The following is an 18,009-nucleotide window of genomic DNA, read 5'->3' on the forward strand; positions in this document are numbered from 1 at the left end:
TGGGCGGGTGTCACCAGACCGACTTTGGACCTAGTACTGCAACGGCGAGCACCTTTGCAGTACTAGCCGTATGGGTCGTCTTCGGGTGCCGGCACTCTTGCGGTTGCTGTCCTCCGCTGGGCGTGCCGGTGGGGCGCGGTGGCCGTCGGTGCGCCGGTGCGGGGGACAGCCCCGGGCGTCTCATTTCAGGATGCCGGCGGTGCGGGCGGTGGTCAGCCAGTCGGGGAATTCCTGCAGCAATTGGTCGAAGAGGCGGTGGTCGGGGACGGCTTGCGGGGCGCGGCCGGCGTGGAAGAAGCCTGCGTTGTCGACGATGCGGTGGGCCGGGACGGCGAGGGTGTCCAGCTTGCGCGGGCATGTGAACTCATTGTCATCGGGGTCGCCGAAGCCGATGAACTGCCAGAACAAGGGAACACGGGCGGCCTTGCACAGGTAGCGTTCGGCAGCTCACCTGCTGGTGCCTTGGGTTCCTCCTCCAGCGTCTCGACGACGACGCGCTCGATGTCCGCGTCGGTGACGGTTGCGGCGGCGCCTGTCCGAGGCTCTCGCCCACCCGGTCCCGCACGGGAGCCGGGTCTGACGGATCCGCTCTCAGGGGCGGGCACGGTAGCGGCTCAGATCATCTGGCGCAGCCACCGGAAGAGCAGGCCGGCGATGCCGGCGCCGCAGCCGTAGGCGGCGCCGCGCAGGGCGCTGGAGATGAGGGCGCCGCGACGGCGGCGGATCCATGCCGATGCCCGGCCGAAGCGGCCGGGAGCCTGCGCGGCGGGGGCGGTGCGGTTGGTCTCGTTCATGGCGGTGCTCCCTCGTGGGTACTGCTCCTGAAACCTGGTGGGGCGGGCGGCCCGGAAGCCTTCGTCCCTGCCGGGCTTCTTCGTCGGTGCTGGGTCAGCGCGGTGTGATGAGTTCCTGGATGCGGTCGCGCAGCCGGCTGTCGGGCCGGCAGACCAGTCCGTCCTCGTCGTGGCGGTCGGCGAGCGCTTCGTAACGCTTCTGCAGGCGGCGGGTGGGGATCGGCGCCGGTTCGCGGTGGCGGGCGCAGTAGGCGGTGAAGGCGTTCACGGCGCCGACCAGGTCGTGGGTGTAGTCGTTGGGCGGGCCGTCGAACCACTGCTGTGCGGTGCGGTCGCGCATGGCGCTCATCTGCCGTTTCCACAGGGCTGCTTCGCGGATCTCGCCCTGGCTGAGGTGGTGCAGGTGCAGGCAGTAGGCGGCGCCGGTGTGCTCGGCGCCGGCGGCGATCTGCCACCAGAACACGGCGCTCTCGGGGTGGTCGGCGAGGTGGAGGATGCAGGCGAAGACGTGGATGCCGTGGACGTCGACGGGCGTCCACTCGGTGAAGTCGTCCCAGTTGGGCCTGCCGGTGCCGTCGTCGCCGATGACCGCGGCGAGTTCTTCGACGTGGTCGGCGGCACCGGCCTCGGTGACGGTCCACCGGGAGATCAGATCCAGCTGGCGGCGGGCGCCGGCGCCGGTGGGCCGGGCCGGCGCGGTCGGGGCGTACCCGGCGTCCGCGGCCAGCCGGCGCAGCCCTTCGGCGACGTTGAACGGCCGGCGCGGCTCGCGCACGACGGGATCCGCCTCGCGCAGACGCTCCGCCCATGTCGTCTCGGCCTCGGCGGGGCGCTTGTTCCTCACAGATGTCACTGGTCTGCCTCCTCCTTCTTCTGCGGGCTCGTGCCACGGTGACGGTGGTAGACCGGGGCGAGGCGCTCGCGGGCCTTGCGGCAGTGGTGGTCCACGGTGCTCGCGGTGATACCGAGGTACCAGCCGGTCTTGCGGCTGCTGTACTGCAGGACGTACCGCAGGATGACCACGTCCAACTGGCGCTGCGGCAGCTTCAGCAGCGCCGGGTACAGGCCGATCGTGCTCGGCATCGCCGTGATCCCGTCGCGTGCCGCGCACAGCGCCTCGTCCCCGACGACGCGCCGCAGGATGCTCCAGGTCTGCTGCGGCAGGTTGGCCTCGGCGAGCAGCGCGTCCCAGTTCCGCAGCACTTCCAGGAAGGCGCGGTGCACCGCGCGCTCGGCGGCATCGTTGGTGCCGAGCCGGTACAGCGCGTAGGAGTGCCACGCCTCCTGGTTCATCACGTAGTGCGCCTCGAAGTCCAGCGGCAGGGGGAGCGGCTCCTGTGTGGCGGAACCGTGGCCGTCGTCGGCACGGAAGACGTCTTCGTGCATGGATCCTCTTCGTTGAGGTGTCTGGTGCCCGGCGTGCGCCGGTGACGGCCACTCAACCGGCTCAGCGCCCCGAACACGCATGCAGACGACCTCTCATATGACCGTCCGATATTCAACGGTCGCCCACGGTGATCATGTTGCGGGAAGGGCACCTCGCCTGAGCTGCGGCATCGGCCCTTCCCGAGGTGCCGTGGTTCGCCCTGTGCAGCCACTCGACGTGACGGGAGTCACAAGTGGGAGTCTCCGGTTATCAGCCAAACCGGCCTGAAACCACCAGGAGTCGGGCTCATGTCGCCGCGCCTCTGAGGCGAACGACGACCGGTGAGAACACCCCCGCCCGGGAGCAAGCCCCCCTCGGGGCGAGCGCCCGGCCCGCACCCGGGCCCGGGAGGTCCGCTCGGGTGACGACCCGGCCCGCGCGGAACTCCCCACCGGAGCCCGGAGTCGTGGCGTGCGCGGACCCGATCAACGAGGTGCACGGGAGCGAGCCGGTCCTCCTCGTCGACGTCGCGGCACGCGACACGGGATGCGGACGAGCTCGCCGTTCACAGCCGTCCCGGCACGGACCGGAACCCGACGCGTGTGATGTAAGCGGCCCCTGGCCGCCGTACGACCCGAGGGCGGGCACCTGTCCGTCGCTGCGCCGGCGCCGGTCGCTGGTGAGCGCGACGATCCGGTGGACGGGCACGGCGACGGCCGAGCATCCGGCAGGACAGTCCGTGCGGCACGCACAGCACATCGGACCGACCGCGTCCCCCCGCCTCGACCCGGACCGCTTCCCTGTGCCCGACACGGGCCCGCGGGCGGAAGCGAAAGAGGCCGGGCCGCTCAGGCGTGTCTCGCCGTCTTCCAGGGCGACCCGGGCGGCAGGCCGATCCCGCCAGCCGCTGACCGCGTCGAGGGTGAGACCACCGGAGCCGGTGGCGGTCCACGGGCCTGGTCCGCGGCCCGGAACCGCGGTTCCCGATCAGATCACTCCGCTACGGTCAGGCACTCGGCGAGCAGGCCGACGACGTCGTGCCAGGCTCGCTGCGCGTGCCGTGGGTGGTAGCCAACACCGGGGACCACGGGGTGGTCGACCGGCGGGTGGTGGAAGGCGTGCAAGGCGCCGCCGTAGACCACGAGGCGCCAGTCGACGCCCGCGGCCTGCATCTCGGCGGTGAACGCGCCTCGTTGCGCGGGTGGCATGATCGGGTCTTCCGACCCGACCCCGGCCCACACCGGGCAGCGAATGCGCGCCGCTTCGCCCGGTCGGCCCGTGGTCAGCGCGTTGACTGTCCCGATCGCACGCAGGTCGACGCCGTCGCGCCCGAGTTCCAGCCCGACGGCGCCCCCGGTGCCGTAGCCGACGGCGGCGATCCGGTCGGGGTCGGTCCGTGGCTCGGCACGCAACACGTCGAGCGCCGCACGACCGATGCCCCGCATCCGGTCGGGATCGGCGAGCAGCGGCATGCAACGGGCCAGCATCTCCTCGGGGTCACCCAGATAGCGCCCGCCGTGAAGGTCGAAGGCCAGCGTTACGTATCCCAGCTCGGCGAGAGCATCGGCCCGGCGGCGCTCGACGTCGCTGAGCCCCATGCCCTCCGGCCCGAGCAGCACCGCGGGCCGGCGATCGACTCCGGCCGGGAGCGCGAGGTACCCGATCATCGTCAGACCGTCGGCCGGGTACTCGACCGTGCGCGTGGCGATCGTCGTCATGCGACTGGACTGTAGTGATCGTCGAGTCCGGTCGGACCGTTGTTCTGCCGCCGGCAGAACAACGCGGGTGTTCTTCCGAGATGCGGCGATGACTCATGATCCGCTGGTCACCGGGCGGGCGCAGGCAGGGGTCGCCGTCGACGACGGTCGAGTGCGCGCCCGGGGCGGGGCTGCCGCGCAGGCTGTGCCGGCCGCCCCGGCGGGACCGTGTTTTTCCGCTTGTGGAAGGTGTCCGCGCGGTCCCGGACGGACGCGGGCAGCGCGGGGTGCGGAGTGGTCGTGGTGATCATGCGGCGCGACGGACCCGCCACGAGACGCTCGGACGGGCACGTCAACGGGACGGGCGGAAGGCGTGTGCGACCGTCACGTTCTCCGACCGCCCGGCCGGTGGCCCGCCGGACGTCAGTGGCCTGCTGGGCTGCGCATCCTGTTGTCCGGTCGGTCGTCGGGCTGAACATGAGGATCACGACCACGGCCGCGCTCGCCGGTGCACCCCTCCCCGCAACCGCTGCTGCGGCGTCGGCCGTCCTTTCTGACGGCGGCGCTCTCGTGAGTACCGGGCAGGACGTGTCCGGCTTCACTGGAGGTCGTCTCGACGGCGGCGCCGCCTGGGGCGGTGATGGTGAAGAAGCCGCCGCTGCGATGGGGGCGCTCGATGGGGGCGTTCAAGAGCCTGGTGCAGGATCCGGCGGGCAGGGACAGGCCCTGGCACGCGGTCTCATCGTCGTTCCGATCCGGGTCCCGAGGGTTCGCTGCGCCGTGAAGGGCACCTGTGCAGGAGGACGGGCCCCGGCCTCTCGCGGACAGATGGGAGCGGCCGGGACGCGGAGGCCCGGAGCGCAGTGGGGAGGCGCTCTCCGGCCCTGCGGCGCTTCACTGACGCAACCCCGCCTTCTTGGTGTCCGGCCGCGGAGTGAGCGGGATGAGGAGAGGGACGGCCGGCCGGTCGGCCGAGGGGGGACCGCTGGGCGATTCCCGTCGGCAGGCCGGGCTCGGTCGTGGGCAATGGTGGGCTCTGCGCGGGTGGCCGGCGGTCTGCGCGCCCGGTCGGGCCGGCCCCCGGATGCAGTAACGGGCGTCAGAGGACCGCGAGACGGAACGCCGCGTCGGATGCCGAGGCGTCCGCCACGGTGAGAACTCCTGCGACGTCGTTCTGCTCCACCACGGATTTCACTGCTGCTCGTCGTCGGGCTTCGGTCTTTGCGGCTCGTAGGCGCAGGCGAGGGCGGTGTCCAGAAGATGGCGGAGCTGGGCCGGTGTCGAGGCGACGGCGGTGGCGACGAGGGCCTGGGGAGCGGCGAGGGGGGTCAGTACGGCGTGGCCCTCGGCCGGGTCGTCGCCGATGACGTGCGGGGCGCGGGGAGTGCGCAGCTCTGGGTCGACGAGGAGGAGTTGTCCGGTGGCGCGGTGGGGTCCCAGGACCGCGGGGCCGTCCCATGCCGGTGCCGGGCAGCCGTAGGCGGTGTCCTGGTCGAGGAGCGGCCGCCCGCCGCGGCGGACGGTGAGGCGGGTGGTGAGGTGGCCCGGCTCCTCGCCGGAGCGGCCCAGGAGCTGTTCCTCTCGCATGAGCAGACGGGAGGTGGCAGCGAGGTCGATGGTGAACGTCTGGTGCAGGATGCTGCCCTGGGTGCTGATCAAGGGTTCCGGCAGCCAGTGCAGACTCGCGTGGTCGCCCGCCTGGAGTCTCACGTCGTAGGTGGCCGGTGCGGTGGTGGGGCCGCGCAGAGCGATGGTGGCGGCTGCGCCGGTCACTTCCAGCCGGGCGCGTGTTCCGGCGGTGATGTCGAGGGCGAGCCGGTCTCCGCCGAGCGGTGCGCTCATCGCGCCGATCACGCGGACGCGTGCCTGTTCTCCGCGGGCTCGTAACCGGCGGAGGTGGAAAGGACCGTCGCTGTGCAGGAGGGGCACCGTGGTGGTGCGGCCGTTGTGGGCGGCCTGGATCCGGGCGGCGGCGACGACGCCCGACGGGTGCGCCGGGGCGGACGCGGTGGAGCGCGGGCCGTGCGGTGGACCGTTGGTCCGCCACGGCTCGTCGGCCGGTGGGAGCGCGGTCGGCGCCTGGGGCGCGGCGGCGTTCACCGGGCGGATCCGGTGGTGTGCCAGGCGGCGAGGCAGCCGGTGACCCAGTCGGCGACCGGCTGGACGCCGCCGGCGCCGGTGAGGCTGGTGAAGGCGTACGGCAGGTCCCCTCGCTGCTTGCGGGTGTCGGCCCTCATGGTGTCCAGGTCGACGCCGACGTAGGGGGCCAGATCGGTCTTGTTGACGACGAGGAGGTCGGCGGTGGTGATGCCGGGGCCTCCCTTGCGGGGGATGTCGTCGCCGCTGGCCACGTCGATGACGAAGACCTGGGTGTCGACGAGTCCGCGGGAGAAGGTCGCGGTGAGGTTGTCTCCGCCGGACTCGATGAGGATCAGGTCGAGCGGGTGCAGGGTCCGCTCGAGTTCCTCGACGGCTTCGAGGTTGGCGGAGATGTCGTCGCGGATGGCGGTGTGCGGGCAGGCTCCGGTCTCCACGGCGGTGATCCGCTCGGGCGGCAGAACGGCCTCACGACGCAGGAAGGCGGCGTCCTCCTGGGTGTAGATGTCGTTGGTGACCACGGCGAGGGAGAACCGGTCGCGCAGGGCGCGGCACAGTGCGGCCACGGTCGCGGTCTTGCCCGAGCCGACGGGTCCGCCGAAGCCGACGCGCAGGGCGCGGCGGCTGCCGTCGGCGAGCAGCGGTTCGGCGCTGTGGGTGTGGCGGTACGACACGGTCACGGGGTGGTCGAGATGCACAGGGATGCTCCAGGTGACGGTCAGGGCTGGTCAGGAGGCGAAGAGCCGGACGGTCCAGGCGGCGTGCTGCTCACCGGTGATGTCCAGCAGGGGAGCGGACGCGGCGGGCAGGACGGCGACCCCCTCCGTCGCCACCCGCTCCGCCGCGCCGGCCGCCGCGTCGGCGACGGTGTCGAGTTCGGCGGCGAGCCGTGCCAGGACGGCGGTGGCGTTGAACGGGTCCAGGCTCAGCAGGCGCACTGCGGCGGTCGCCGGACCGCCCACGCTCTCGTAGGCGGCGGCCTGGGCGGCGTCGAGTGGGGTGAGCCCGGCGGCGCGGGCGGTGACGCCGAGCACGACCGGCTGGTGGGCGCCCCGGGGCCGGTGACGGGCGAGGTGGTCGAGGTCGGCGCTGGGCCAGGTGGCCCGGGCCGCGCGCATCAGTTGCCGGCCCAGGCGGCGTGCGACGTGGCGCAGCGCCGGTACGGGGGTGCGGGCGTCGGCGGCTTCGTCCAGGGCGAGGGCGTCGTAGCCGTCGGCGGCGGCCGCAGCGAGGCCGGCCGCGACCAGTCCCGCGGTGTGCAGCCGCCCCCGGCAGAACGCCTCCAGGCTCGCGGTGTCGTGGACCCGGCCGGAGGCGACGGCGGCCTCCATCCCGCCGGAATGGGCGTGCCCGCCGGCGGGGAAACGGCCGTCGGCCAGGACGAGCAGGCACGTACGACTCATGGGGGAAGGAACAACCTTTCGCAGGGAGAAGCCGGGCCCGGCACCGCACGGGCACGCCACGACCCGGCCGAGAGCCGGAACAGCCGACCGAGGGTCAGAACAGGAAGTACCGCTGCGCCAGGGGAAGCTCGGTGGCGTAGTTCCGTCCGACTTCCTGCCCGTCGACCGTGGTGCGTACGTCGGAGGTGGTGGCGCCGCCGATGGTGACGTCGAAGGTGTCGGGGTCGATGCGAATCTCCGGGACGCCGTTGTTGTGGATCATGTCGGCTTTGGTGATCCCCCGGGTGGACCGGATCGCGCGCAGGGGCTTGAGCAGCCCGATCCCGGAGAGTTCGCCGTCGAGGGCGGCCTCGGCGACGAAGTTGAGGGAGTTGGCGGCCGGGGCTCGGCCGTGGAAGCCCCAGACGGGGCGTGGGAGGTAGGGCTGCGGGGTGGGGATGGAGGCGTTGGCGTCGCCGATCTGGGCATAGGAGATCTGGCCGCCCTTGATGACCATGTGCGGCTTGACGCCGAAGAACTTCGGCTCCCACAGCACCAGGTCGGCGAGTTTGCCGGCCTCGACGGAGCCGACCTCGTGGTCGATGCCGTGGGTGATGGCCGGATTGATCGTGTACTTGGCGACGTAGCGGCGGGCACGGAAGTTGTCCGCGTGCGCGTCGTCCTCGCGCAGGGGGCCGTAGCGGGACTTCATGACGTGCGCCGTCTGCCAGGTCCGCATGATCATCTCGCCGATGCGGCCCATGGCCTGGGCGTCGGAGGACATCATCGAGATGGCGCCCATGTCGTGCAGCAGGTCCTCGGCGGCCATGGTGGAGGGCCGGATCCGGGAGTCGGCGAACGCCATGTCCGCCTCGACCTCCGGATTGAGGTGATGGCACACGATCATCATGTCGACGTGCTCCTTGACGGTGTTGACCGTGAAGGGCCGGGTCGGGTTCGTCGACGCGGGGAGCACGTTCGGTTTGCCGGCGAGGCTGATCATGTCGGGGGCGTGACCGCCGCCGGCGCCCTCGATGTGGAAGATGTGCAGGCTGCGGTACCTGCCCTTCTTGGCCTTGCGGTCCTTCTTGGTCGCGGCGTAGGTGCTCTGGACGAAACCGGCCTCGTTCAGCGAGTCGGCGTGCAGCGCGACCTGGACACCGGTCTCCTCGCACACCGTCAGCGCGGCGTCGATCACCGCCGGGGTGGCGCCCCAGTCCTCGTGGATCTTGAAGCCGAGGGCGCCGGCCGCGACCTGGTCGTGGAGCGCCTTGGCCGAGACGGTGCTGCCTTTGGCGAGCAGGCCGATGTTCACCGGGAAGGAGTCCAGCGCCTCGAAGGTCCGCTGGATGTGCCACTTGCCCGGCGTCACGGTGGTGGCCGTGCTGCCCTCGGCCGGGCCGGTCCCGCCACCGATCAGTGTCGTCACGCCCGACGCGACCGCCTCGTGGATCTGGTTCGGGCAGAGGAAGTGCACGTGGGTGTCGACGCCGCCCGCGGTCAGGATGCGGCCCTTGCCGGAGATCACCTCCGTCTCGGGACCGACGACGAAATCCGCAGCGCGCGGGTCGTCGTTCGGCCGGGGCGTCATGGTCTCCGGGTTGTACGCCTTGCCGATGGCGTGGATGCGGCCGTCGCGCAGTCCGACATCGGCTTTGACGACGCCCCAGTGATCCAGGATCAGCGCACCGGTGATCACGGTGTCCACCGGTTCGCGGGAGTCGTCGCGGGGGATGTGCGACTGGCCCATCGACTCACGGATCACCTTGCCGCCGCCGAAGACCATCTCGTCACCGCTGCGCCCCGGACCACCGCACCAGTCCGCGTCGACGCGCAGGACGAGATTGGTGTCGGCGAGCCGGATCCGGTCGCCGGTGGTCGGGCCGTACAGGTCGGCGTAGCGGGAACGCGGCAGCGGGTCCCAGGGCTTGTTCTTCTCAGTCCTGTCCGGCATCGAGGTGCTTCTCCTCTTCGCTCTTGTCGGCCTGGAGCCCGTGGACGATCCGCTCACCGGCGATCGGCACGAGCATCACGGTGCGCCTGTCGCCGGGCTCGAACCGTTCGGACGTGCCGGACGGGATGTGCAGCCGCATTCCGTGGGCCGCCTCACGGCGGAACTTGAGTCCCTTGTTGGCCTCGGCGAAGTGGAAGTGGGATCCCACCTGGACCGGACGGTCCTTGGGGTTGCGCACCACCAGCGGCACGGGCGTCGCACCGTCGTTGAAGGCCACCCGGTGCTCGTCCTCGTCCGGCAGCAACTCCTGCTTGCCCGGATGGACGTCCACCGTGGTGGACGCCTCGTCGAACGGATCACTGATGGTCACCAGCTTCGTCCCGTCCGGGAACGTCGCCTCGACCTGGACGTTGTCGACCATCTCCGGCACACCGTCCATGACCTCGCTGCGCCGCAGCACATGCCGCCCGGACTCCATCACCGCATCGACCGTCGCCCCGGCCCGTGCCTCCTCGTAGACATGCGCCGTCAACAGCGCCATGACTTCGGGATAGTTCAACGGCAGACCGCGCTCACGCCGCCGCTGGGCGACGTCGGCCGCCACGTGGACCATCAGACGCTCCTGCTCATGCGGGGTCAGGTGCACGCTGTTCCCCCTCTCCTGTTCGTCGCTCCACCCACGCGGCAGGCACCACGGGCGGAAGGAAGATGCCGCCCGCCGTACCTGCCACAGACAGATCCTGGAAGAGCGGAGAACCCATGGGCAGGGAAAACGCCAGGTCAAACCTGATGGAGTGAACCGGGAGCACAGAGCGCGTACGGGGCGCGACGCCCCCCCCCGCCTCACGCTGCGAACGGCCGACGCGCCCGCGGATGCCCACCCCGTCCCGCAGCGAGCAGCTCCAGGCCGGACGAGATCCGCGCCGACAAGGCCCACGGCTCCCACACCCGTCGCTCCTACCTGCGCAGACGCCGGAACGGCTGCACTATCCCGGAGAAGGCCGGCCGGGTCCGCAACCGCACCAGGCGCGGCTCCCGAAGCGGGCGACCACCGAAGTCCGACAAGAACGACCACAAAGAACGCCGTGCCGTGGAGCGCGGCACCAACCGGCTGAAACGCCACCGGGCGGTGGCCACGCGATACGACGAGCTCGCGGTCCGCCACGAGGCGACCGTGCTGGTCGCGGTCCTCAACGAGTGACTGTGACCAGCACGTTCACAACAGACCCTGGCCCGCCTTTTCTTCCAGCCCTCAAGTGGCCGGCCGCTCGCGACCCCAGGCGGCCAGCGGCTGGAGCGCGTCGTTGAGGCGTATGCCGTCCTCGGTCAGCGAGTACTCGACGCGGGGCGGCACCTCGTCGTAGGAGACGCGGCGCACGACGCCGTCCGCTTCGAGCTCCCGCAGGTGAGAGGCCAGCACCTTCTCGGTGATGCCGGGAAGCAGCCGGCGCAGCTCGCCGAAGCGGCGGTAGGGGTGCTCGTGCAGTGCCCAGAGGATCAGCACCTTCCACTTGCCGCCGATCACCTCCATCGCGGTGTCGATCCCGCAGATGTGTCCGTCTGGTGTGCCCGGCCGGTTCAGCGTCGCCATGTCCCACCCCTCTGACGTGCTCACTCACCCCGGGGCAACCACCCACTCCCAAGTGCGTACTTGATCACTCCCGGGCTGGTGACCAGCCTAATCGACATGGCACACACCACTGTTGAGAAAACTCCCGTCACGCTGCTGGGCCTTGGCGCGATGGGCACCGCGCTGGCCCGTACCTGGCTTGCCGCCGGCCACCCGCTCACCATCTGGAACCGCACCCCGGCCCGCGCCGCGGCACTCACCGCCGAGGGGGCCTCGGTCGCGGACACCGCCGCCGAGGCGGTCGCAGCGAACCCCCTGGTCATCGTTTGCCTGCTGGACGACGCCTCGGTCGAGGAGGCGCTGGCCGGCGCCGACCTGGCCGGCCGGGACCTGGTCAACCTGACCACCGGCACCCCCGCCCAGGCCCGCGCCCGCGCCGAGTGGGCCCGCGAGCGCGGCGCCCGCTACCTGGACGGCGGGATCATGGCCGTCCCTCCGATGATCGGCGTCCCGGAGGCCGGCGGCTACGTCTTCTACAGCGGCTCGCGGGAGCTGTTCGAGCGGCACCGGAAGACGTTGGCCGTCCCGGTCGGCACCACCTACGTCGGCGAGGACGCGGGTTTCGCGGCCCTCTACGACGTAGCCCTGCTCAGCGCCATGTACGGGATGTTCGCCGGTGTCGCGCACGCCTTCGCCCTGATCCGCAAGGAGGACATCGACCCCGCGTCGCTCGCCCCGCTGCTCGCCGACTGGCTCGTCGCGATGGCCCCGGCGGTTCACCAGACTGCCGACCAGCTGCGGAGCGGCGACTACACCAAGGGTGTCGTCTCCAGTCTCGCCATGCAGGTGGCCGGCACGCCGACCTTCCTGAACACCGCCGAGCAGCAGGGTGTCAGCCCGGAACTGCTCAGCCCCTACTTCGAGCTGATGCGCCGCCGTCTGGCCGAGGGCAGCGGCGAGGAGGACCTGACGGGCGTGGTCGACCTGCTGGTGCGCTGACCGGTCACCTGTCGCCCCGGGGACGACCGTGCTGGTCACCGTCCTCGACGAGACGCTGTGACCAGCATTTCCACCACACGCTCTGGTTGGTCTCGTGCTCGTGGGGCGGAATGTCTCCGACGGCGGTACGGAGACGCCGGTTGAGGATCTCGTCGGTCCTCCGCAGCTCGGCGGTCTCGGCCGTCAGCCGCTTGATCTCCGCGGCCTCCTCCACGGTCACCCTGGGACGCCGGCCGGTGTCGGCCGGGGCCCTGCGGACCCAGGTCCGCACCGTCTCGGCGGCACCGGTGCCCAGCTTCGCGGCGACCGCTTTCAACGCGGCCCACCCGGTCGCGCAGTCGGGGCGGGTCCCCGCGACCATGCGCACCGCGCGCTCACGACGCTCGGCAGGGCAAGGGGAAGGACGGGCCATGAACTCGGTCTCCTCTCAGGGAACCGAGCTTCCGGCAGACCCGGGGCGCTTCGGATCAGTGTGTGGTCATGGGCGTACCTGCCAGTGTCTTCTCCACGACGTCGGCCGCGGCCGCGGCTCCACCGGCTGCGCTGATGTCCCGGCGGAGCCTGGTCACGGCGGTGGCGATCTGCGGGTCGTCCATGACCGTCTGGACCGCGTTGCGCAGGGTTTCGGCGGTGGCGTGGTCCCGCGGGAGGTGACGTCCGACGCCGAGTTCTTCGACCTGGCCGGCGTTGACCTTCTGCTCGGCCATCTGCGGCACCACGACGACGGGCACCCCCAGAGAGAAGGCTTCCATCAGGCTTCCCATACCTCCGTGCGTGACGAAGGCCGAGGCCGAGGCCAGAACGTCGAGCTGAGGCACGCTCGCGTGCACCTCGAACCCGTCTCCTGCCTTGCCGAGTCCGGTTGCCGCCACCTCGGCGCCCACGCTCATCACTACGTGCCAGCCCAGGCCGTCGAACGCCTCGATGCACGCCCGGTAGAACTCCGGGCGCCGGTTGAACTGGGAGCCCAACGACACGTACACCACCGGCTTGTCACTCTGCGGTCTGTGCCAGTGACCTTGGAAGGAACGCTCGGAGAGGGCGGGGCCCACCCAGTGCGCCTCGCCGGCCCGCACCGTTTCCGGCCGCCGCTGGAAGGAGCGGGGGAAGAAGGCGACGCTGCGCGGTGGGGCCAGGGTCAGGGAGTGGACGCCGCCGGGGACCCCGAAGTGCGCCAGCGCGCCTGAGAGTTCGGAGAAACCGGGGATCTGCGCGATGTCCGCGAGGCCGAAGAACTCCTGGACCAGTCCCTCGTAGGGGATGTGCGTCGATGCCAGCTGGACGGCCGGCACCTTCCAGCGTGCCGCCAGCAGCGGACCCGCCCACGCGTACACGTCGGCCAGTACCACGTCCGGCACGTCGTCGGCGAACGCCTCCTCCAGTTGCGGCAGCGCCGTCACATTGACGCCCACGGCCAGGGTGACGCCCTCGGCCATGTCCTCGGGTGCCTCTCCTGCCGGGGGCGCGTCATAGAGCACGGGCGTCGCGCCCGCCGCGTGGACACCGTCGGCGAACTCCGCGGTCACCGCGTAGCTCACCCGGTGGCCGCGATCGACCAGTTCCCGTACGACGGCGAGGGTGGGGATCACATGACCGTGCATCGGCACGTTGAACACCGCCACGTGCCGCGCGCCCCCTTGACCGCCGGCCACGACGTCGTGCATGCGCATCACTCCAGAGCCTGCTCTGCGGTACCCGTGCCGCGGAAAAATCCATGTGCCATCCCTTAACGCCACAGCCACACCGGTGGACACGCCACCGGACCGAAGCCGGCGTCTGGCCACGCCGTCACGCGTCCTCCTCGCCGCACCGCGGAAGGTCGGCCTGCCGGACAGGGATGACGCCGCGGTCGAGGGTCGCCACCGGCGCCGTGCTCTGCGCCGGACCGGGGCCGTTCGGCGTCGGTGGCCGGACGGTGTACGACTCGCGCCCTGGCGGTCCGGCCCGTTCCGTCTGGGCCGGCGGCATTTCCCGACTCCCGACCCACCGCCCCGGGCATCGCCTTGGTGCACGGCGATGCCCGGTCCCCTCGGCAGCTCCGCCGACCATCCGCCGTCAACGGCTCGGACGGTGAAGCCCGATCGAAGTAGCCGATCAACTGCCTTGCCGATGTTTCACCGTGACCAAGCCCATCCCGATCAACCGCGGCGTCGTTACCCCTGGTGAACCGGTCGACACGGCCGGAATGGAGCACGGGAAGGAAGCAGGTGCAGATGAACGGCGCGCGGCGCATTGCGGTGGTCGCTTCGGTGGTGGGGATAATGTGGGCGGTGCCCGCGGGAATGGCCACGGCGCATGCCGGTGACAGCGACGCGGGACCGGGCGGGGTGCTGTCCAACCTGTCCGGCAGGAACTCCTCCGGCCACGCCAATCTCTGCGGGACGGGCAAGGTGGCTCTTTTCAAGGACCGCACCTGCGTGGCCGAGGACACCGGTAAGGGCGGCGGCGACCAGGCGGGGCCCAGCTGCGGGGTTCTGTCCAACCTGGTGTTCGCCCGCAACGCCTCGGGCCACAGCAACAACTGCGGCAACGAGACGGTCTCGGTGATGAGCCGGACCACGTGCGTCACCGTGGACCGATCCGGCCGCTGACAGGGACTTCATCGGCGGGGCCGGGGAACCGTGGCACTGCCCACCGCCCCGATGCCCCGGCCCTTCCCGCCGAATGGTGAGAAAGCAGGAAGCACAAGGTGAACACAACCCCGTCCCAGCTGACGATCGGTGTGGTGGCGCCGCTGACGGGACGCCTGGCGCCGCTGGGCAAGCCGCTGACGTACGTCTTGGAGACGCTCGCACCGCAGCTGGAGCACGTGCGCAACGGCAGCCGCCGTCATGACGTGACGGTCGCCGTGCGCGACAGCCGCTCCGACCCGGCGGCCGCCCGGCAGGCCGTCCGCGACCTGGTCGCCGCCGACGAGGCGCACGTCGTTCTGACCATGGCCGGAACCCAGGTACTGCCGGCCGTCGCCGACGCCTGCGAGGAACTGGGGGTTCCCTGCCTGTCGACCACCTTCCCCTGGCAGGCGTACGTGCACTCGCGCGGCGCCACTCCCGGACACTCCTTCCAGTGGACCTACCACTTCGCGTGGGGCCTGGACGACATCGCCACCGTCTTCGCCCGGATGTGGGAGCAGACCGGCGTCCGGCACGCCACCGTCGGCTGCCTGTGGAACGACGAGCTGCAGGGCGGTCTGTTGCGCCACGAGGAGTACGGCTTCGCCCCGGTGACCTCCGCGCGCGGACACACCTTGGTCGACCTCGGCTCCTACCGGGAACCAGCCACAGACCTCCAGGAGCAGGTCGGCCGGATGCGGGAACACGGCGCCGACATCGTGACCAGTGCAGCCACCGCCGCCGACCTGGCCCTCTTCCACCGCCAGGCCCGCCAGGCCGGGCTGCGGCCCCGGTTGATCACCTGCTCGCGGTGGCTGACCTACCCCCACACCCACACCACTTCCGTGCCGGGCGTCCACGCCGAACTCGCCGACGCACGCGTGGCGACCCTGGTCTACTGGAGCCCCGGCCACCCCTACCGCTCCAGCCTGGACGGCACCACCTGCGCCGACCTCGCCCACGCCTACCAGCAGGACACCGGCGAATCCTGGCTGCAGCCCCTGGGACTGGCCCACGCCCTCGTGGAAACCGCCCACCGCGCCCTCAGCACGGCCGACGACCCCACCGACCGCGCGGCCGTGGCCCGGGCCATCGCAGGCTCCACCTTCTCCACGATCGCGGGAACCCTCGACTGGAAGCAGGGCCCGACGCCCAACATCGCGCTCCTCCGCCTGTCCGGCGGCCAGTGGCACCAGGGCCCGAAAGGCCCCCGTCTCGCCATCGTCACCAACGCGGACACCCCCGAGGTCCCCGTCACCGGTGAACTCCTGCCGACGTGACAGACCGATGCCTGGCGCAAGGCGGGATCAACCAGGCTGGCGGAGCCGGGGGCTCTGGAGCGGGCAGGAAACCGGGTGCCCCCGCACCTCGAGTGGCCGGACCCAAAGGCGTCCCGCCGCGGGAGATCCGCATCACCGAGGAGGCCTTCCGGCGCGCCGACGAGGCACTCACCCGTGCCGTGGCCGCCGCCGACGGCCCGGTGGAACGCGTGGAGGCGTCCTGCCGGGAGAGACCGCGCCTCGGCGCCGGAGGCGCACACCGCCGGGCCGCCGCCCCCATGAACGCCGGCCTCCCGCCCGCCTGCCTGGAACGGCTGAGGGGACTCCGCCTGAAAAGGCCGCACCGTTCCGCGCGGCCGTCCGGGAGCTCGGTGACCCCGAGTCCGCCCTCACCGCGGATCTGATCGCCGGCACGCTCCACACGGCCCTGGCCGCCGTGGACGGCGGTGCGCCGGTCGGCACGGTCACCGAACGCACGCCGGCCCCGGTGCGCTGCTGCCTCGTTCCGCCTTGCGGTGCGGCCGCCGTACCGCAGGGCGGCCGCTGAGGTCCCGTCACCGTGCGGCCGGACGAAGCCGCTGCCCGGCCGTCGGCACGGCGGTGCGGCGGGTCCGGCATGACGCCGGACCCGCCGCACCGACTCCCCCTCGGAACAGGGCTTCTCAGCGCTGCAGGGTCAGCAGGCCCGGGCGGTAGGGCAGCAGGCCGTAGTCACCTCCCGAGTTGGGGCTGCGCCCCTGGTACAGCAGCTGCAGGTTGCAGGGGTCGACGGTCATGGTCTGGTCGGCGCTGGTACGGAGCAGCTCGCCGTGGCTGATGTCGTTGGTCCAGGTGGCGCCGCTGTTGGCCTTGCCGGCGAAGGGGTTGCTCTCGGTCGCTGCCTGGGGCGTCCAGGTGCCGTTGAGGCTGGTCGCCGTGAACGAGCGGAAGTACCGGCCCTGCGAGCCGATCGCCTCGACGATCATGAGGTAGCGGTTCTGGCCCTGGAGTTTGTAGACCTGCGGGGCTTCGAACAGGTTGTTCGTCGTGTCGCTCATGACCACGGTCGAGGTCGAGCCGAAGCTGCCGGGGAAGTTCCCGATCGGCATGCTCGCCCGGTAGATCTTGCCGTTGTCGCCGGCGAAGAACAGGTACATGTGCGTGCCGTCACCGATGAGTGCCTGGTCGATGGGCCCCGTTCCGGAGCCGGAGATGCTCCCGGAGAACAGCACCTGCTCGGACGACCAGCCGTTGGGGTTGGTGGGATCGGTCGACGTCCGGTAGGAGAAGGCGGTGCCGCCCCACTGGTAGGCCAGCACCCAGATGTTCTTCGGCGCGAAGTAGAAGAGGCTGGGCGCGACCGTGGAGCTGTTCATCGCGTTCTGGCTCGCCGAGCCCATCTCCGACCAGGCTCCGAACAGGCCGAAGTTCATCGAACCCCAACGCGTCCCGGTGTCGTGCGTGGTCGCGTAGACGAGCTGCTTGCCGTTGTAGGGGGCGACGGTGAAGTCCTTGAGCGACACCCATCCCTGCCGGGGCTGCGCCAGGGGGCCGGTCGAGCTCCAGCGGTAGCTCGACGGCAGGTCGCAGGAGCCGGGGTTGCCGGTGTCCGAACCGACCTTGACGAGCTGCCACTGCTGGTTGGTCCCGCCCCAGTCGTCGTACTGGACGACGTTCGCGTTGTCGGCGGTGGAGGCGCCCTGCACCTCGAGGGCCTTGCCGCTGTGGCGCGAGATGAGGCGTACGTGGCCGTCCGAGCTGTCGGCCAGCCGCCACTGCTGGTTGGCGGCGTTCAGATCGGTCCACTGGACGATCGAACCGCCGTTCGCGGTGGACCAGTTGTAGACGTCCAGCACCTTGCCGGAGTGGCGGGACTTGATCCGGTAGTAGCCGTTGCCGGAATCGACGAACTGCCACTGCTGCTGGGCCTGGTCGTTCCTCGTCCACTGGGTGACCCGGGCACCGTCGTTCGTGGCCAGGTTGTAGACGTCCAGCGCCTTGCCGCTGTTGCGGTTGACCAGCACGTACGAGGCGTTGGGATCCACGGTCGCGGCCTCGGCGGGCTGGGCTCCGAGGAAGGTGGCCAACAGCAGCAGGGGGGCGAGGACACCGAGCAAACGTCTGGGACGGACCGGAAGTGCGTGGCGAAGCCACATCGGAGGGCCTCCTCGAAGTGGGGGGGGGGGGGGAGATGACGCCGGCGACCGGCGGAGCGGCGACCGAGCAGGACGAAAAGGGTTCGAATGTTTCGAAGTGATCCCGGCTCTGTGACGCCACAA

The 18,009-nt window shown here is 71.2% G+C and carries 15 protein-coding genes and 2 pseudogenes; 3 read left to right on the forward strand and 14 right to left on the reverse strand.

The features are described from left to right. Positions 1–180 precede the first annotated feature (180 nt). The 11 genes and pseudogenes from C1708_RS31575 to C1708_RS31630 all read right to left on the reverse strand — a co-directional run. Positions 181–447 (reverse strand): annotated as a pseudogene (locus C1708_RS31575) (VWA domain-containing protein); the annotation flags it as partial. A 167-nt stretch (positions 448–614) separates the two neighbouring features. Further along, the gene (locus C1708_RS31580; protein ID WP_106415891.1) at positions 615–794 is read right to left on the reverse strand and encodes a hypothetical protein; all 180 of its coding nucleotides are present in this window, start codon (positions 792–794) and stop codon (positions 615–617) included. 94 nt (positions 795–888) lie between these two features. Beyond that, entirely contained in the window at positions 889–1,647 is a 759-nt protein-coding gene (locus C1708_RS31585; RefSeq protein WP_106415892.1) for a hypothetical protein, read from the reverse strand. Continuing rightward, the gene (locus C1708_RS31590) at positions 1,644–2,180 is read right to left on the reverse strand and encodes an RNA polymerase sigma factor (RefSeq protein ID WP_106415893.1); all 537 of its coding nucleotides are present in this window, start codon (positions 2,178–2,180) and stop codon (positions 1,644–1,646) included. The genes C1708_RS31585 and C1708_RS31590 overlap by 4 nt, the downstream gene beginning before the upstream one ends. A 972-nt stretch (positions 2,181–3,152) precedes the next feature. Then, entirely contained in the window at positions 3,153–3,878 is a 726-nt protein-coding gene (locus tag C1708_RS31595) for a dienelactone hydrolase family protein (RefSeq protein WP_106415894.1), read from the reverse strand. A gap of 1,170 nt (positions 3,879–5,048) precedes the next feature. Then, positions 5,049–5,957, reverse strand: coding sequence for an urease accessory protein UreD (locus C1708_RS31600; protein ID WP_198602661.1), 909 nt, complete (start codon positions 5,955–5,957; stop codon positions 5,049–5,051). Then, entirely contained in the window at positions 5,954–6,652 is a 699-nt protein-coding gene (ureG, locus tag C1708_RS31605; RefSeq protein ID WP_106415895.1) for an urease accessory protein UreG, read from the reverse strand. The genes C1708_RS31600 and ureG overlap by 4 nt, the downstream gene beginning before the upstream one ends. Before the next feature lie 30 nt (positions 6,653–6,682). Then, on the reverse strand, positions 6,683–7,357 hold the full coding sequence (locus C1708_RS31610) for an urease accessory protein UreF (protein ID WP_106415896.1): 675 nt from the start codon (positions 7,355–7,357) through the stop codon (positions 6,683–6,685). 94 nt (positions 7,358–7,451) lie between these two features. Further along, on the reverse strand, positions 7,452–9,290 hold the full coding sequence (locus C1708_RS31615; protein ID WP_106415897.1) for an urease subunit alpha: 1,839 nt from the start codon (positions 9,288–9,290) through the stop codon (positions 7,452–7,454). Further along, positions 9,274–9,936: an urease subunit gamma gene (locus C1708_RS31620; RefSeq protein ID WP_106415898.1), complete on the reverse strand. Its 663-nt coding sequence runs from the start codon at positions 9,934–9,936 to the stop codon at positions 9,274–9,276. The genes C1708_RS31615 and C1708_RS31620 overlap by 17 nt, the downstream gene beginning before the upstream one ends. 606 nt (positions 9,937–10,542) lie before the next feature. Then, positions 10,543–10,881 (reverse strand): winged helix-turn-helix transcriptional regulator, encoded by a 339-nt coding sequence (locus C1708_RS31630; protein WP_106415899.1) that lies wholly within the window; start codon positions 10,879–10,881, stop codon positions 10,543–10,545. Positions 10,882–10,977: 96 nt separating this feature from the next. Between C1708_RS31630 and C1708_RS31635 the strand changes: the two genes are divergently transcribed. Then, positions 10,978–11,859, forward strand: coding sequence for an NAD(P)-dependent oxidoreductase (locus C1708_RS31635; RefSeq protein ID WP_106415900.1), 882 nt, complete (start codon positions 10,978–10,980; stop codon positions 11,857–11,859). Positions 11,860–12,001: 142 nt separating this feature from the next. Here C1708_RS31635 and C1708_RS31640 read toward each other — a convergent pair. Further along, positions 12,002–12,271, reverse strand: a pseudogene (locus C1708_RS31640) (IS3-like element ISMyma3 family transposase); the annotation flags it as partial. 55 nt (positions 12,272–12,326) lie between these two features. Further along, positions 12,327–13,523, reverse strand: coding sequence for a macrolide family glycosyltransferase (locus C1708_RS31645; RefSeq protein ID WP_157951301.1), 1,197 nt, complete (start codon positions 13,521–13,523; stop codon positions 12,327–12,329). Between the two features lie 549 nt (positions 13,524–14,072). Here C1708_RS31645 and C1708_RS31655 point away from each other — a divergent pair. Further along, on the forward strand, positions 14,073–14,450 hold the full coding sequence (locus tag C1708_RS31655; RefSeq protein ID WP_106415904.1) for a hypothetical protein: 378 nt from the start codon (positions 14,073–14,075) through the stop codon (positions 14,448–14,450). A gap of 98 nt (positions 14,451–14,548) precedes the next feature. Then, on the forward strand, positions 14,549–15,751 hold the full coding sequence (locus tag C1708_RS31660) for an ABC transporter substrate-binding protein (protein WP_198602662.1): 1,203 nt from the start codon (positions 14,549–14,551) through the stop codon (positions 15,749–15,751). Between the two features lie 662 nt (positions 15,752–16,413). On the opposite strand, the gene C1708_RS31670 is transcribed toward C1708_RS31660, so the two are convergent. After that, the gene (locus tag C1708_RS31670; RefSeq protein ID WP_106415905.1) at positions 16,414–17,886 is read right to left on the reverse strand and encodes a non-reducing end alpha-L-arabinofuranosidase family hydrolase; all 1,473 of its coding nucleotides are present in this window, start codon (positions 17,884–17,886) and stop codon (positions 16,414–16,416) included. Positions 17,887–18,009: the final 123 nt, after the last annotated feature.

The organism is Streptomyces sp. DH-12 (assembly GCF_002899455.1).
GTDB lineage: Bacteria > Actinomycetota > Actinomycetes > Streptomycetales > Streptomycetaceae > Streptomyces.